The 16299-nt window shown below is 68.5% G+C and carries 13 protein-coding genes and 1 tRNA gene; 5 read left to right on the top strand and 9 right to left on the bottom strand.

Translation table 11 applies throughout. From position 1 onward, the window contains the following. Positions 1 to 215 precede the first annotated feature (215 nt). The 9 genes from AB0958_RS09145 to dnaA form a co-directional block, all read right to left on the bottom strand. A tRNA-Ile gene (locus AB0958_RS09145) sits at positions 216 to 292 on the bottom strand. A gap of 111 nt (positions 293 to 403) precedes the next feature. Further along, positions 404 to 1192 (bottom strand): DUF3566 domain-containing protein, encoded by a 789-nt coding sequence (locus AB0958_RS09140; protein ID WP_366889712.1) that lies wholly within the window; start codon positions 1190 to 1192, stop codon positions 404 to 406. Positions 1193 to 1211: 19 nt separating this feature from the next. Then, positions 1212 to 3806 carry a DNA gyrase subunit A gene (gyrA, locus tag AB0958_RS09135; protein ID WP_358971711.1) on the bottom strand — a complete coding sequence of 865 codons (2595 nt, stop codon included), beginning with the start codon at positions 3804 to 3806 and terminating at the stop codon, positions 1212 to 1214. Between the two features lie 42 nt (positions 3807 to 3848). Then, positions 3849 to 5888 carry a DNA topoisomerase (ATP-hydrolyzing) subunit B gene (gene gyrB, locus AB0958_RS09130; RefSeq protein WP_132888352.1) on the bottom strand — a complete coding sequence of 680 codons (2040 nt, stop codon included), beginning with the start codon at positions 5886 to 5888 and terminating at the stop codon, positions 3849 to 3851. A 420-nt stretch (positions 5889 to 6308) separates the two neighbouring features. Continuing rightward, positions 6309 to 6836, bottom strand: a complete 528-nt coding sequence (locus AB0958_RS09125) for a DciA family protein (protein WP_366889711.1) — start codon at positions 6834 to 6836, stop codon at positions 6309 to 6311. Further along, positions 6833 to 7954, bottom strand: a complete 1122-nt coding sequence (gene recF, locus AB0958_RS09120; protein WP_366889710.1) for a DNA replication/repair protein RecF — start codon at positions 7952 to 7954, stop codon at positions 6833 to 6835. The genes AB0958_RS09125 and recF overlap by 4 nt, the downstream gene beginning before the upstream one ends. 49 nt (positions 7955 to 8003) lie before the next feature. Continuing rightward, positions 8004 to 8879, bottom strand: coding sequence for a phosphogluconate dehydrogenase (NAD(+)-dependent, decarboxylating) (gene gnd / locus AB0958_RS09115; RefSeq protein WP_366889708.1), 876 nt, complete (start codon positions 8877 to 8879; stop codon positions 8004 to 8006). 176 nt (positions 8880 to 9055) lie between these two features. Continuing rightward, positions 9056 to 10186: a DNA polymerase III subunit beta gene (dnaN, locus tag AB0958_RS09110; RefSeq protein ID WP_366889707.1), complete on the bottom strand. Its 1131-nt coding sequence runs from the start codon at positions 10184 to 10186 to the stop codon at positions 9056 to 9058. Between the two features lie 967 nt (positions 10187 to 11153). Then, positions 11154 to 13091, bottom strand: coding sequence for a chromosomal replication initiator protein DnaA (gene dnaA, locus AB0958_RS09105; protein WP_366889706.1), 1938 nt, complete (start codon positions 13089 to 13091; stop codon positions 11154 to 11156). Between the two features lie 373 nt (positions 13092 to 13464). On the opposite strand from dnaA, the gene rpmH reads away from it, so the two are divergent. From rpmH to AB0958_RS09080, 5 genes are read left to right on the top strand one after another with little or no spacing between them, the layout of a single operon-like run. Next, entirely contained in the window at positions 13465 to 13602 is a 138-nt protein-coding gene (gene rpmH, locus AB0958_RS09100; RefSeq protein ID WP_015659252.1) for a 50S ribosomal protein L34, read from the top strand. A 20-nt stretch (positions 13603 to 13622) separates the two neighbouring features. Continuing rightward, the gene (gene rnpA, locus AB0958_RS09095; RefSeq protein WP_366889704.1) at positions 13623 to 13994 is read left to right on the top strand and encodes a ribonuclease P protein component; all 372 of its coding nucleotides are present in this window, start codon (positions 13623 to 13625) and stop codon (positions 13992 to 13994) included. Continuing rightward, on the top strand, positions 13991 to 14353 hold the full coding sequence (yidD, locus tag AB0958_RS09090; RefSeq protein ID WP_366889703.1) for a membrane protein insertion efficiency factor YidD: 363 nt from the start codon (positions 13991 to 13993) through the stop codon (positions 14351 to 14353). Before rnpA ends, yidD begins: the two co-directional genes overlap by 4 nt. A 3-nt stretch (positions 14354 to 14356) precedes the next feature. Continuing rightward, positions 14357 to 15658: a membrane protein insertase YidC gene (gene yidC, locus AB0958_RS09085; RefSeq protein ID WP_366889702.1), complete on the top strand. Its 1302-nt coding sequence runs from the start codon at positions 14357 to 14359 to the stop codon at positions 15656 to 15658. 15 nt (positions 15659 to 15673) lie between these two features. Then, positions 15674 to 16186: a R3H domain-containing nucleic acid-binding protein gene (locus tag AB0958_RS09080; RefSeq protein WP_366889701.1), complete on the top strand. Its 513-nt coding sequence runs from the start codon at positions 15674 to 15676 to the stop codon at positions 16184 to 16186. Positions 16187 to 16299: the final 113 nt, after the last annotated feature.

Raw genomic sequence — 16299 nt, 5'->3', positions numbered from 1 at the left:
ATCCCGATCACAACTGCTCAAAACGGCCGAGAAGTTGACTCCCACCGCACAGGCCACCTTGTTACGCTGGACACAGCCCGATCGCTGGTGCATCCCCCGTCGCCAGCGGTCGGGTTTTTGCTTGCCCCCCCCACCCGCACGACCAACCGCGGAGACCAACCGCGGAGACCGAACGCAGAAGACCCCCGGTCCTGATGGACCGGGGGTCTTCTCGCTGGTGGGGCTAACAGGATTTGAACCTGTGGCCTCATCCTTATCAGGGATGCGCTCTAACCAACTGAGCTATAGCCCCGCCGCGCTGTGCGGTGTGTGTCCCGCGCGCTGACTCCTGAAGATTAGCGCACGACCGGGGCAGTCCCAAAATCGGTTGTCGGGGGACCGACAGCAGAGGTTTGAATCCCGGTTACTCGTCCTCGGCCAAGGTCAGCTCGACACCGCCGACGAAGCCCGCGGAGAGGTTGTAGATGAACGCGCCGAGGGTCGCCAGCGCCGTCGCCAGGACGACGTCGATGACCGCGATGATCGCCGTGAACATCAGGACGTGCGGCAGGGACAGGAACGACTGGAGGTCGAAGCCGTTCGACTCGTTGGAGCCGGTCGCCTCCGAGATCGTGCCGCCGACCGTCGAGAACACCCCCATGGCGTCCAGCACCATCCACAGCACCGCGGCCGCCACGATCGAGCAGATGCCCAGCGCGATGGAGAGCAGGAAGCTGACCTTCATCACCGACCACGGGTCGGCCTTGGCGACCCGCAGCCGGGCCTTGCGGGTGCGCGGCGCGGTGCGCGTACCGGCGCCGGTGCGGGGCCGTCGTACCGCTCCCGCGGGCGCCTGCGCGGCCTCCGCCGCCGGGTAGGCCTGCGGCGGGTGGTACGGCCCCGCTGCCTGCTCCGTGCGCCGTTCCCCGGGCAGCGGGGAAGGGGCCTGCTGCGGCGACTTCGCGGGCGCCGGCTGGGACCCCGGCGCACCCGGTCCTCGGCTGTCGGTCACGGTTCCCCCCTGGGTTCCCTGCCCGTCCGGCGCGGCCGCCTTCGTGGGCGCCTTGATCGCCTTCAGCTGGGTGGTGTGCGTGTCCGCCTGCTGCGGCTGCGCCGCACCGCCCCCGCCGGACGCGGCGGAGCCACGGCCGCCGCCGTCCGCATCCGTACCCGTAGAGGTACCGGCCGATCCGGCGCCCGTGGCTCCGCTCACGATGACTCACTCCTCGTGCCTACTCGGCCGAGGGCGCCTCACCCTCGTCCGTGCCGCTGGTCGCGACACCCTCGGCGGACTCGTCCACGGCGTCCTCGCCGTCGACTTCCTCCGCCTCGCTGCCGGCCTCGGCGTTACGTGCGATACCGACGACGGCATCGCGCTTGCCCAGGTTGATCAGTTGGACGCCCATGGTGTCACGGCCCGTCTCCCTGACCTCGCTGACTCGCGTGCGAATCACACCGCCGGACAGGGTGATGGCGAGGATCTCGTCGTTCTCCTCGACGATCAGCGCGCCGACCAGCGAACCGCGGTCCTCCACGATCTTGGCGGCCTTGATGCCGAGGCCGCCGCGGCCCTGGACGCGGTACTCGTCGACACGGGTCCGCTTCGCGTACCCCCCGTCGGTGGCAGTGAACACGAACGTACCGGGTCGAACAACATTCATCGACAGAAGTTCATCACCCTCGCGGAAACTCATGCCCTTGACACCGGAGGTGGCCCGGCCCATGGGACGCAGAGTGTCGTCGGAGGCGGTGAACCTGATCGACTGTGCCTTCTTGCTGATCAGCAGCAGATCATCGTCCGCAGAGACCAGTTCGGCACCGATCAGTTCGTCGTCGGAGCCGTCCTCACGCTCCCGCAGATTGATCGCGATCACACCGCCGGAGCGAGGCGAATCGTAATCCTTCAGAGGCGTCTTCTTGACCAGACCGGCCTTGGTGGCGAGCACCAGGTAGTCGGCCGCGTCGTAGTCCCGGATCGCGAGGATCTCGGCGATCGCCTCGTCCGGCTGGAAGGCCAGCAGGTTGGCCACGTGCTGACCGCGTGCGTCCCGGCCCGCGTCCGGCAGCTCGTACGCCTTCGCCCGGTAGACCCGGCCCTTGTTGGTGAAGAACAGCAGCCAGTGGTGCGTGGTGGAGACGAAGAAGTGGTCGACGATGTCGTCTTCCTTCAGCTTCGTGCCGCGCACGCCCTTGCCGCCGCGCTTCTGCGCCCGGTAGTCGACGGTCTTGGTGCGCTTGACGTACCCGCCGCGCGAGACCGTGACGACGATGTCCTCCTCGGCGATCAGGTCCTCGATGGACATGTCACCGTCGTAGGGCACCAGCATGGTCTTGCGGTCGTCGCCGAACTTCTCCACGATCGCGGCGAGCTCGGCGCTGACGATGCCCCGCTGGCGCACCGGCGAGGCCAGGATCGCGTTGTACTCGGTGATCTTCGCCTGGAGTTCGTCGTGCTCCTGGATGATCTTCTGGCGCTCCAGGGCGGCCAGCCGGCGCAGCTGCATCTCCAGGATGGCGTTCGCCTGGATCTCGTCGATCTCCAGGAGCTCCATCAGGCCCGTACGCGCGATCTCGACCGTGTCACTGGCCCGGATCAGCGCGATGACCTCGTCGATCGCGTCCAGCGCCTTGAGCAGGCCGCGCAGGATGTGCGCCCGCTCCTCGGCCTTGCGCAGCCGGAAGCGCGTCCGGCGGACGATGACCTCGATCTGGTGCGTCACCCAGTGCCGGATGAACGCGTCCAGCGAGAGGGTGCGCGGCACGCCGTCGACCAGGGCCAGCATGTTGGCGCCGAAGTTGGTCTGCAGATCGGTGTGCTTGTACAGGTTGTTCAGGACGACCTTGGCGACCGCGTCCCGCTTCAGCACGATGACCAGGCGCTGGCCGGTACGCGACGAGGTCTCGTCACGGACGTCCGCGATGCCGCCGACCTTGCCGTCCTTGACCAGGTCGGCGATCTTCTGCGCGAGGTTGTCCGGGTTCACCTGGTACGGCAGCTCCGTGACCACCAGGCACTGGCGGTTCTGGATCTCCTCGACCTCGACGACCGCGCGCATGGTGATCGAGCCACGGCCGGTGCGGTACGCCTCCTCGATGCCCTTGCGGCCGACGACCAGCGCGCCGGTCGGGAAGTCCGGGCCCTTGATCCGCTCGATCAGCGCGTCCAGCAGCTCCTCGTGGGAGGCCTCCGGGTTCTCCAGGTACCACTGGGCGCCCGCCGCGACCTCGCGCAGGTTGTGCGGCGGGATGTTGGTGGCCATGCCGACCGCGATGCCGGCGGAGCCGTTGATCAGCAGGTTCGGGAAGCGGGACGGCAGGACGGTCGGCTCCTGGGAGCGGCCGTCGTAGTTGTCCGTGAAGTCGACGGTCTCCTCGTCGATGTCGCGGACCATCTCCATCGACAGCGGCGCCATCTTGCACTCGGTGTACCGCATGGCGGCCGCCGGGTCGTTGCCCGGGGAGCCGAAGTTGCCGTTGGAGTCGACCAGCGGCATGCGCATCGACCAGGGCTGGGCCAGGCGGACCAGGGCGTCGTAGATGGAGGAGTCGCCGTGCGGGTGGTAGTTGCCCATGACGTCGCCGACGACACGGGCGCACTTGTAGAAGCCGCGCTCCGGGCGGTAGCCGCCGTCGTACATCGCGTACAGCACGCGCCGGTGGACGGGCTTGAGACCGTCCCGGACGTCCGGCAGCGCACGGGAGACGATGACGGACATCGCGTAGTCGAGGTACGAGCGCTGCATCTCCGTCTCGAGCCCGACGGGCTCGATCCGCATCACGACGTCGCCGCCCTCTTCAGGGGTGACAGGAGTGTTCTCGTCGGCCATTGCTGGTGAAGATCCTTCCTGGTGCGGTCAGCTGAGACCGACTCAGATGTCGAGGAAGCGGACGTCCTTGGCGTTGCGCTGGATGAACTGGCGGCGGGCCTCGACGTCCTCGCCCATCAGCACCGAGAACAGGTCGTCGGCCTGGGCGGCGTCGTCGAGGGTGACCTGGCCGAGGACGCGGTGGTCGACGTCCATCGTGGTCACGCGCAGCTCCTCGGCGTTCATCTCGCCGAGACCCTTGAAGCGCTGGATCGAGTCCTCGCGGACCCGCTTGCCGCGCTGCCGGCCCAGCTCCAGGAGGGCGTCGCGCTCGCGGTCCGAGTACGCGTACTCGACCTCGTCCCGGCCCCACTTGATCTTGTAGAGCGGGGGCCGCGACAGGAACACGTGGCCGGCCTCGACCAGCGGCCGCATGAAGCGGAACAGGAAGGTCAGCAGCAGGGTGTTGATGTGCTGACCGTCGACGTCGGCGTCCGCCATCAGGATGATCTTGTGATAGCGGAGCTTCGAGATGTCGAAGTCCTCGTGCACGCCGGTGCCGAACGCGGAGATCAGCGCCTGGATCTCCTGGTTCTGCAGGATCTTGTCGATCCGCGCCTTCTCGACGTTGAGGATCTTGCCCCGGATCGGGAGGATCGCCTGGTACTGCGGGTTGCGACCGGACTTGGCCGAGCCGCCCGCGGAGTCACCCTCGACGATGAAGATCTCGCACTTGGTGGGGTCGTTCGACTGGCAGTCGGAGAGCTTGCCCGGCAGCGAAGCGCTCTCCAGCAGGCCCTTGCGGCGGGTGAGGTCGCGCGCCTTGCGGGCCGCCACGCGCGCGGTGGCCGCCTGGATGCCCTTGCGGACGATGTCCGCGGCCTCCACCGGGTTGCGGTCCAGCCAGTCGTTCAGGTGCTCGTAGACCGCCTTCTGCACGAAGGTCTTGGCCTCCGTGTTGCCCAGCTTGGTCTTCGTCTGGCCCTCGAACTGCGGCTCGCTCAGCTTGACCGAGATGATCGCGGTCAGGCCCTCGCGGATGTCGTCACCGGTGAGGTTGTCGTCCTTCTCGCGGAGCAGCTTCTTGTCGCGCGCGTACTTGTTGATCAGCGAGGTCAGCGCCGCCCGGAAGCCCTCCTCGTGAGTACCGCCCTCATGCGTGTGGATGATGTTGGCGAACGAGTACACGCCCTCGCTGTAGCCGCTGTTCCACTGCATGGCGACCTCGAGGGACAGGCTCTTGTCCCGGTCCTCGGCCTCCAGGTCGATCACGGTCTGGTGCACCACGTCCCCCTTGCGGGAGTTGAGGTACTTCACGAAGTCGACGATGCCGCCCTCGTAGTGGTACGTGACCGTCTTGACCTCGGACTTCTCGTCCGCGCCCGCCTCGTCCGCCCCGGCGACGGCCTTCGCAGACTCACGCTCGTCCGTGAGCCGGATGGTCAGGCCCTTGTTGAGGAACGCCATCTCCTGGAAGCGCCGCGAGAGCGTCTCGAAGGAGTACTCGGTGGTCTCGAAGATGTCCGGGTCCGCCCAGAACGTGACCGAGGTGCCGGTCTCGCTCGTCTCCTCGTGCTGCGCCAGCGGAGCCGTCGGGACGCCCAGCTTGTAGTCCTGCGTCCAGCGGTGACCGTCGGTCCTGATCTCGACGGACACCCGGGAGGACAGCGCGTTCACGACGGACACGCCCACACCGTGCAGACCGCCGGAGACCGCGTAGCCGCCGCCGCCGAACTTGCCGCCCGCGTGCAGCACGGTCAGCACGACCTCGACGGCCGGCTTGCCCTCGGACGCCACGATGCCGACCGGGATGCCGCGGCCGTTGTCGACGACGCGCACGCCGCCGTCGGCCAGGATCGTCACGTCGATGGTGTCCGCGTGACCCGCCAGAGCCTCGTCGACGGAGTTGTCCACGACCTCGTAGACCAGGTGGTGCAGACCGCGCTCACCGGTGGAACCGATGTACATACCGGGTCGCTTGCGGACCGCGTCCAGCCCTTCGAGCACGGTGATGGCGCTGGCGTCGTACGAGGCGGTGACCTCACCGTTCGCGCCGGCGTCGGTGGACGGGATGTTCTCGTTGGGGTTGCCGGAATCGGCCACGAAGCGCCCTTTCTGGCACTGGCACAGCACGAGCCGGACTCCTGGGGGTCACCCCCGTGACGAGGGCTGCCGGAGCGGCTGCGGCATGTTGCGTTGGTAAGCCTTGATCAGCGTTGCTCAGCTTTTCCCGGACGGTCCCCACGTTCGGGGCGGGATTGTCTCCCAGTCTACCGGTAGCGCCGACAGTGATGGGGGTTTGCCGGTACCTGAGTCCGCATGTGCCGCCCTGAACCCGCCTCCGCCGACTCCCGATATACGGATGGGGGCTCCAAGAGGCTCACGGCGGCACTCAGCGCTTCCAGCTGTCAACCCTTGGCTACTCCGGGGTCAGGTCGCGATTCGCAACCGCGTGCGCTTGTACGACGACCGGCCGGGAGAGCCGCACGACGGCACCGCACCCGGCTGCGAGCGTGACGTAAGTCACCCGTAGGTATCGCCCGGACCCGTGCTCCCAGGGGCGCGCAGCGGACCGTAGCGCCGCACCGGACCCCCCGGATTCAGCACCTTGATCACCCGGACCCTGCCGTGCCCCAGGTCCTCGTTCAGACGCGCCACCAGCGCGGGCGCGAGATGCCTCAGCTGGGTCGCCCACGCGGTCGAGTCGCACTGCACCACCAGCACCCGCTCGTCCTCGTCGTACCGCTGCGGCACACAGTGCTTGGCAAGGTCCTCACCGACGATCTGCGGCCAACGGCCCATCACGCCGCCCACCGCGGCCGGCGCCTCCCACCCGCGCTCCGTGATGAGCCGGTTGATGGCGGACCCGAGCGCCATGGGGTCACGGCCGTCGGCGCGCGCGCCGGAGCGCAGACCACCACGCCGCGCCTGCTTCTTCTGCTGCGCCGCGTCACCCCGCGCGCGTGCCGCCTCCTTCGCCGCCCTGAGCGCCACCCGCGCGAGGTCGACGCCGGCCGGCTCCCTGCCGGGAGCAGGTCCCTCGGTGCTCATACGCGCTCCACCGTCCCGTCCGCCACCGCGTACCGCGCACCCGCGAGCACATGCGGTACGTCGTCGTCCACAGCCGCGGTGACCAGCACCTGCTCGCCGGGCGCGACCAGCTCCGCCAGCCGCTCACGGCGCCTGGCGTCCAGCTCGGCGAACACGTCGTCGAGCACCAGCACCGGCTCGTTGCCCTCCGCGCGCAGCAGGTCGTACGACGCGAGGCGCAGCGCCAGCGCGTACGACCACGACTCCCCGTGCGACGCGTACCCCTTGGCGGGCAGCTGCCCCAGCTTGAGCACCAGGTCGTCGCGGTGCGGCCCGACCAGGGTCACCCCCCGCTCGATCTCCTGCTTGCGGGCGTCCGCGAGCGCCGCCATCAGCTGGCCGTAGAGATCCTCGCGCGCGTGCGCCTCACCCGGCGCCGACGGCTTGTACTCCAGCGCTATCGGACCGCCCCCCGGCGCCAATTGCTCGTACGCCTTGTCGGCGAGCGGCTGGAGCGCGGCGATCAGGTCCAGCCGCTGCGCGAACAGCTCGGCGCCGGCCCGCGCGAGGTGCTGGTCCCACACGTCCAGCGTGGACAGGTCCATGGCACGCCCGCCGTGCCGCCGGGCCAGCGCCGCCGACTTCAACAGGGTGTTCCGCTGCTTGAGGACGCGCTCGTAGTCGGACCGCACCCCGGCCATCCGCGGGGAACGAGCCGTGATCAGCTCGTCGAGGAACCGCCGCCGCTCCCCGGGATCACCCTTCACCAGGGCGAGGTCCTCCGGCGCGAACAGCACGGTCCGTACGATCCCCAGCACGTCCCGCGGCCTGACCTGCGAAGACCGGTTGATGCGGGCGCGGTTGGACTTGCCGGGATTCAGCTCCAGCTCCACCAGCTGCTGCCGGTCGCCCTGCCTGACCTGCGCCCGGACGACCGCGCGCTCGGCGCCCATGCGGATCAGGGGAGCGTCGGTGGCGACCCGGTGGCTGCCGAGGGTGGCGAGGTAGCCGACGGCCTCGACCAGGTTGGTCTTGCCCTGGCCGTTGGGACCGACGAAGGCGGTGACGCCCGGGTCGAGCGGGACCTCGACCCGGGCGTAGGAGCGGAAGTCGGCCAGCGACAGATGCGTGACGTGCATGGTTGTTTCGCCGACCTCCCCGTGCCTGCTGCTTCGTCTCTGCCTGGTGTTACTTCGCCTCTACGGCGTGGCCGCCGAACTGGTTGCGCAGCGCGGCGATCATCTTCATCTGCGGCGAGTCGTCCTGGCGGGACGCGAACCGCGCGAACAGCGAGGCGGTGATCGCGGGCAGCGGCACCGCGTTGTCTATCGCGGCCTCCACGGTCCACCGGCCCTCGCCGGAGTCCTGGGCGAAACCCTTCAGCCGGTCCAGGTGCTCGTCCTCGTCGAGGGCGTTCACCGCGAGGTCGAGCAGCCAGGAACGGATGACGGTGCCCTCCTGCCAGGAGCGGAAGACCTCGCGCACGTCCGTGACGGAGTCGACCTTCTCCAAGAGCTCCCAGCCCTCAGCGTAGGCCTGCATCATCGCGTACTCGATGCCATTGTGGACCATCTTCGCGAAGTGCCCCGCACCGACCTTGCCGGCGTGCACCGAACCGAAGTCGCCCGCGGGCTTCAGCGCGTCGAAGACGGGCCGCACCTTCTCGACGTGCTCGGCGTCACCGCCGTACATCAGGGCGTAGCCGTTCTCCAGGCCCCAGACGCCGCCGGAGACCCCGCAGTCGACGAAGCCGATGCCCTTGGCCGCCAGCTCCTCGGCGTGCCGCTCGTCGTCCGTCCAGCGCGAGTTGCCGCCGTCGACGACCACGTCGCCGGGCTCCAGCAGCTCGGCCAGCTCGTCGACGGTGGACTGGGTCGGGGCCCCGGCCGGGACCATCACCCACACCACGCGGGGCCCGCTGAGCTTGCCCACGAGCTCCTCCAGGCTGTGGACATCGGCGAGGTCCGGGTTGCGGTCGTATCCGACGACGGTGTGGCCCGCGCGGCGGATCCGCTCGCGCATGTTGCCGCCCATCTTGCCGAGGCCGACGAGACCGAGCTCCATCAGTTGTTCCTTAGGTCGCGGTGTGGCAGGAGAGGCACGTTCGTGCCCGCACCCGAGCCTAATCCCGGCCCATTGCGCACAGTTGTGGGCACAGGCGCTCACCTGGGGCAAACCACCGCGCCACGGTGCCGGGTACCCACAGGAGGCACCCGGCACCGTGCACAGCTGTGGACGACTCAGCCGCTGAGACGCACCGGCATGATCAGGTACTTGTAGGCCTCGTCCGCCTCGGCGTCCAGCGCCGGCTTGCCGCTGAGCAGCGCGGGCTTGGTGGACGTCGTGAACGACAGCTGGGCGACCGGCGAGTCGATCGCGCTCAGGCCGTCGAGCAGGAAGGTCGGGTTGAAGGCGATCGAGATGTCGTCGCCCTCCAGCTGGGCGTCCACCCTTTCCACAGCCTGTGCGTCGTCGCTGGAACCGGCCTCCAGGATCAGCACACCCTGCTCGAAGCTGAGCCGCACCGGGGTGTTCCGCTCGGCGACCAGCGCGACGCGCTTGACGGCCTCCACGAAGGGGGCGGTCTCGATCACGGCGACGGAGTTGAACTCGGTCGGGAACAGCGTGCGGTACTTCGGCAGGTCGCCTTCGAGCAGCCGCGTGGTCGTACGACGGCCCGCGCCCTCGAAACCGATCAGCCCCTCGCCCGCACCGGAGCCGGAGAGCGCCAGGATGACGCTGTCGCCGCTCGTGAGGGCCTTGGCGGTGTCCAGGAGCGTCTTGGCGGGCACCAGGGCCACCGCGGAGGTCTCCGGGTTCTCCGGCTTCCACAGGAACTCACGCACCGCGAAGCGGTAGCGGTCGGTGGAGGCCAGGGTGACCGTGTCGCCCTCGATCTCGATGCGCACACCGGTCAGCACCGGCAGCGTGTCGTCACGGCCGGCCGCGATGGCCACCTGGGAGACGGCGGAGGCGAAGACCTCGCCGGGGACCGTGCCCGTGGCGTTCGGCATCTGCGGCAGCGAGGGGTACTCCTCCACCGGCAGCGTGTGCAGCGTGAACCGCGAGGATCCACAGACCACCGTCGCCCGTACACCGTCTGTGGAAATCTCCACGGGCCGGTTGGGGAGCGCACGGCAGATGTCGGCGAGCAGCCGGCCGGAGACCAGGACCGTGCCCTCCTCCTCGACCTCGGTCTCGACGCTGACCCTCGCGGACACCTCGTAGTCGAAGCTGGACAGGCTCAGCTGACCGTCCTCGGCCCTCAGGAGCAGGCCGGCGAGGACCGGCGCCGGCGGACGGGCCGGGAGGCTGCGTGCCGCCCAGGCCACTGCCTCCGCGAGTACGTCGCGTTCCACCCGGATCTTCACCTAAGCCGCCTCCTGCTGTTGCCGGCGCTTCTCGCCCTGCTTCGCCTTCGTCGTCTGACTCGGTGTCGTGAGCCCCGGGGAGGGGAAGAACACCGGGGACCAGTCTGACGCACCGCACTGACAGCTGGTGCCCGTCGCGGTCAAGTCGTGACGAGGCGCGGTCAAGGGCCGAAGAGCGAGTTGTGCACAGGCCCCTCTTCGAAACGGATTCCCAGCTCTCTCTAGTTGGGAGTAGTAGTAGGGGCTGTGGATACCGTGGATAACCTCGTTTTCCCAGCTCAGGGCCGAGATTTTGTCCACTGCCCCTGTGGGCGGAGCCGGTGGACAACGGGGTGTCTCTGTGGAGAACAGAAAGTTCTGCACACACCGTGCACAGCCTGAGGTGACTTCTCCCCAACGCCGTCCCCAGCTTTACCCACCTTTCCCACAGCCCAACCTGGCACCTTCATGTGACGCCTTTCACTCGACGCGGTGAGCGGGCGCGTCGCGTTGCCGAACAGTGGACAGCCATGTGGAGAAGGTGGTGGATGCTGGGGACAACTGCCCCTCAGCCTGTGGGTCGACGGTGGACAACATCATGCACAGGCTGTGGATCATTCCGTCGTCCACAGTCTGTGGATATCCGTCGTCCACGATTCCACAGGCACCTGAGCTGCCTCGATGTCCGCCCGACCCCCAGCCTGTGGACGACGTTCGGGACAACCTCACAGTCCCCAGGGTGTGGACGCAAGAAAGTCGGCAAATCTGTGGAGGACGGCCGTAACCAGGCCGGTAATCGAACAGCGAGGGGCCCCTGCTCGCGGCCTCGTTCAGCTGACGCGACCCATCAGAGGCGCGGGGAACCGCGCGACAAGCCCCCACCGGGCGGCGGCGACCCCCTCCCGAACCGCCCTCAGGACGCCGAAAGGGCGCCCTCGGGATGACTCCCGAGGGCGCCCTGAACGCCGTGGAACCGTCGGCTGGACCGCTACCCGTTCTTGATCCGGTTCGTCAGCTCCGTCACCTGGTTGTAGATCGACCGCCGCTCCGCCATCAGCGCCCGGATCTTCCGGTCGGCGTGCATCACGGTCGTGTGGTCCCGGTTGCCGAACTGCGCCCCGATCTTCGGCAGCGACAGGTCGGTCAGCTCCCGGCACAGGTACATGGCGATCTGCCGCGCCGTGACCAGCTGCCGTCCGCGTGAGCTGCCGCACAGGTCCTCGACGGTGAGGCCGAAGTAGTCGGCGGTCGACGCCATGATGGCCGTGGCGGTGATCTCGGGCGTCGTGTCCTGGCCGCCCGGGATCAGGTCCTTGAGGACGATCTCCGTCAGCCCGAGATCGACCGGCTGCCGGTTGAGCGACGCGAACGCCGTCACCCGGATCAGCGCGCCCTCCAGCTCGCGGATGTTGCGCGAGATGCGGGAGGCGATGAACTCCAGCACCTCCGGCGGCGCGTTCAGCTGCTCCTGCACCGCCTTCTTGCGGAGGATCGCGATACGCGTCTCCAGCTCCGGCGGCTGCACGTCGGTGATCAGACCCCACTCGAAACGGTTCCGCAGCCGGTCCTCCAGCGTGACCAGCTGCTTCGGCGGCCGGTCACTGGACAGCACGATCTGCTTGTTCGCGTTGTGGAGCGTGTTGAAGGTGTGGAAGAACTCCTCCTGCGTCGACTCCTTGTCCGCGAGGAACTGGATGTCGTCGACGAGCAGGATGTCCATCTCGCGGTAGCGCTTGCGGAAGCTGTCGCCCTTGCCGTCGCGGATGGAGTTGATGAACTCGTTGGTGAACTCCTCCGAGCTCACGTACCGCACGCGGGTGCCGGGGTAGAGGCTTCGCGCGTAGTGCCCGATCGCGTGCAGCAGGTGCGTCTTGCCGAGGCCCGACTCGCCGTAGATGAAGAGCGGGTTGTACGCCTTCGCGGGTGCCTCGGCGACGGCCACCGCGGCCGCGTGGGCGAAGCGGTTGGAGGCGCCGATGACGAACGTGTCGAAGAGGTACTTGGGGTTCAGTCGGGCGGTCGGTTCGCCGGGACCCGTCGCCGGCGCGGGCTTGGCGCCCAGCGGGCCCGGCGCGCCCCCGCCCGGCAGGTCCTGGCGTCCGGTGCCGCCGCGGTGGCCCTGGCCCGGCCCGCCCGAGGGGCCGGGCGGCTCACGGCGTCCGGTGTCCCGCTGGTCGTAGTCGGGACGGTCGTAGTCCGGGCGGTCGTACTCGGGGCGCGGCGGTTCGTACTCGGCGCGCTGCTGTTCGTAGGACGGCCGGTCCATCGGCTGCTGCGGGCGGTACTCCTGGGAGTAGGAGTCGCCGTAGCCGTCCGAGCGGTAGGAGTCCTGGGCCGGCGAGGCGTAGGGGTCGCGTTCGGGGAAGCCGAGCCGCGGCTGCTGCCAGCTGTACTCGTCCTGTCCCGGGCGCGGCCAGGCGCCGGGTTCGGGGCGCTGGTACTCGGAGGGGTAGGCCGGGCGGGCGGTGGGCAGCTGGTCGCGGCCGGCGTCCCGGCCGGCGTCGCGGCCGCCCTGGTCGGGGTGGGGCTCGGGCCGGTGCTCGGCGCGGTGCCGGCCGTATCCGCCGTCGTACTGCGGTGCCGGCGGAAGCTCGGTTTCCTCGTAGCGCTGTTTCTGGACGGGAGGTGGCGGCGGGGCCGGGGGCTCGCCCGCGGACTCGTCCACGGTGATCGCGATCCGGATCGGGCGGCCGCACTCACGGGTCAGGCTCTCGCTGACGATCGGTGCGAGACGGCCCTCCAGTACGTTCTTCGCGAATTCGTTCGGCACGGCGAGCAGAGCGGTGTCCGCGACCAGCGCGAGCGGCTGGCAGCGCCGGATCCAGTGCTCGTCCTTCGTCTCCACACCCTGACCGCGGCCCTCACCGAGGAGCTGCTCCAGTACTCGTGGCCACACTGCGGCAAGATCGGCAGGTACGTCAGCCACAGGGCACGCTCTCTCACAGGTCCCACGAACGTGTGGTTCGAGGACGGGTCGGGATGAAAATCAGGTCGGGCGGGGATAAAGGAACGAATCGGAGTTCAGCCACGGTAGTCAGCGTGGCGGCTGCGGTTCAAGTTGTTGTCCCCAGCCTGTGGACAGTGTCTCTCCGTGACTGCTGGTTTGACCGAATGGCGTAGCCCCGCGTACCGTAACCAGGTCGAGTTGTCGATGGCTGCTGCCGCCTGCCTCCGATGGGCACAGATCGCTGAAGGTGATCGGGAAGCGGTGCACTCGGGCGTGATACGAGCTACTCGTGGGCGCACGGTGACAGCCAGGACGGCACCCGCCACACCGATTTGATTTCTGGAGCCCCCGAGTGAGCAAGCGCACCTTCCAGCCGAACAACCGTCGTCGCGCCAAGACCCACGGCTTCCGCCTGCGGATGCGCACCCGTGCCGGCCGCGCGATTCTTGCGAACCGTCGTGCAAAGGGTCGCGCCAGCCTGTCCGCCTGATCCGATCAGGTCATGACGTCGTGCTGCCTACCGAGCATCGGCTGAGGCGGCGCGAGGACTTCGCGACCGCGGTACGACGGGGGCGCCGGGCCGGTCGCCCGTCCCTCGTCGTCCACTTTCGTAGCGGTGCCACGGACCCGCACGCGCCTGGGGAGAGCGCTCCCCCGACGCGTGCGGGTTTCGTCGTGAGCAAGGCCGTGGGTGGCGCGGTCGTGCGCAACACAGTGAAGCGCAGACTTCGCCATCTGATGCGTGACCGAGTCGCCCTGTTCCCCCCCGGTAGCCTGGTAGTCGTACGAGCGCTGCCCGGAGCGGGTGACGCCGACCATGCACAGCTGGCCCAAGACCTGGATGCCGCCATCGAACGGCTGCTGGGAGGGGGCGCGCGATGAAGTACCCGCTGCTGGCTCTGATCAAGCTGTACCAGTGGACGATCAGTCCATTGCTCGGGCCGGTGTGCAAGTACTACCCGTCGTGTTCCCACTACGGCTACACGGCCATCGACCGGCACGGTGCGATCAAGGGAACGGCACTGACCGCCTGGCGCATCCTGCGGTGCAACCCGTGGTCGCTCGGTGGTGTGGACCATGTTCCGCCGCGCAAGCGCCCGCGGTGGCACGAAATGCTGCGTGACGCCTGGCGTGCACGCAGGGGCGGGCCCTCCGCCGCCTCGGCCACCGAGGGGAAGCCTCCCACCGGGGTTCCTTCGAGCCCGGCCGCAGAGACCTCGTCCCATGCCCAAGGAGCATGATTAGTGGACACGATTGCCAGTCTTTTCAGCTTCATCACGACACCCGTTTCATGGGTCATCGTCCAGTTCCACTCGGTGTACGGGAAGATCTTCGGTCCCGACACGGGCTGGGCCTGGGGCTTGTCCATCGTGTCCCTGGTGATCCTGATCCGCATCTGCCTGATCCCGCTCTTCGTGAAGCAGATCAAGGCGACCCGGGCGATGCAGACGCTCCAGCCCGAGATGAAGAAGATCCAGGAGCGCTACAAGAACGACAAGCAGCGCCAGTCCGAAGAGATGATGAAGCTGTACAAGGAGTCGGGTACCAACCCGCTCTCCTCGTGCCTTCCCATCCTGGCGCAGTCCCCGTTCTTCTTCGCCCTGTACCACGTGCTCAACGGCATCGCGACGGGCACCACGATCGGCGTCATCAACGAGTCGCTGCTCGCCAGCGCCCGTAAGGCCCACATCTTCGGTGCCCCGCTCGCCGCGAAGTTCACGGACGGTTCCGCGAAGGTGGAGGCGCTCGGCGCCTCCCTCACCGACGTCCGGATCGTCACCGCCGTCATGATCGTTCTGATGTCGGCGTCGCAGTTCTACACGCAGCGCCAGCTGATGACGAAGAACGTCGACACCACGGTCAAGACGCCGTTCATGCAGCAGCAGAAGATGCTGATGTACGTCTTCCCGGTCATGTTCGCCGTCTTCGGCATCAACTTCCCGGTCGGTGTTCTCGTCTACTGGCTGACCACCAACGTGTGGACCATGGGTCAGCAGATGTACGTCATCCGCAACAACCCCACCCCGGGTTCCAAGGCCCAGGCCGCCTACCTGGAGCGCCTCACCCACCACGTCACGCACCACGGCAAGGCGCGTCGGCGCAGCGAGAAGACGATCATCAAGGCGATCGTCGCCAAGGGCCGTGACCGCAACGAGTTCGAGCGCAAGTTCATCAACGCGCTGACCAAGGCGGGCCTTGTGGCCCAGGCCGACGGCAACGTGGTGAAGGGCGAGGCCCAGGCCGACGCGGTGACCGAGGACGGCGTCACGACCACCGGCGCCGCCAAGCGCCAGCAGCCCAAGCGCCAGACCAAGGCCCAGCGCCAGTCCGGCGCCCTGAAGGCGGCCGGCGACTCTCCGTCGGACGTGCCGGAGAAGTCGGACGCTGCGGAGAAGACGACCTCGCTGGAGAAGTCCGACGAGCCGCGAGGCGCGAAGCCCGCCGCCGCGCAGGCTCCGAAGGCCGGATCCAACGGCCGAAGCAGGGCCCAATCCGGTCAGCGCAAGGGCGGCCCGCAGCGCCCCAAGTCCCCGTCCAAGAAGTAAGAAGGAGCCCATCCCGTGACGGAAGGCACCACCTCCGCCGCTGCCGAGGGTGCAGACACCCTCACCCGCCTGGAGCAGGAGGGTGAGATCGCGGCGGACTACCTCGAAGGTCTGCTGGACATCGCCGACCTCGACGGCGACATCGACATGGACGTCGAGGCCGACCGCGCCTCTGTGTCGATCATCAGCGACGCGGGCGGCCGCGACCTGCAGAAGCTGGTCGGCCGTGACGGCGAGGTGCTGGAGGCGCTCCAGGAGCTGACCCGCCTGGCCGTGCACCGGGAGACCGGTGACCGCAGCCGACTGATGCTCGACATCGCCGGCTACCGGGCCAAGAAGCGTGCTGAGCTCTCCGAGCTGGGCGCCAAGGCCGCCACCGAGGTGAAGAACACCGGTGAGCCCGTGAAGCTCAAGCCGATGACCCCGTTCGAGCGCAAGGTCGTGCACGACGCGGTCAAGTCCGCCGGCCTGCGCAGCGAGTCTGAGGGCGAGGAGCCGCAGCGGTTCGTCGTCGTACTGCCCGCCTGACAGGTCCCCTGCTTTACCGGCCCCGTCTGTCCGCAGACGGGGCCGATCTTTGTCAGCCTGTAGTTCTGGTGGTCGGTGCGCGAAGCGCCGGCGCTGTACGGAAGGACGGTCCC

The organism is Streptomyces sp. NPDC006655, assembly GCF_040703965.1.
Classification (GTDB): Bacteria; Actinomycetota; Actinomycetes; order Streptomycetales; family Streptomycetaceae; genus Streptomyces.
Note: the sequence above shows the minus strand (reverse complement) of the source record. Positions and strands in the feature narration are given on the sequence as shown.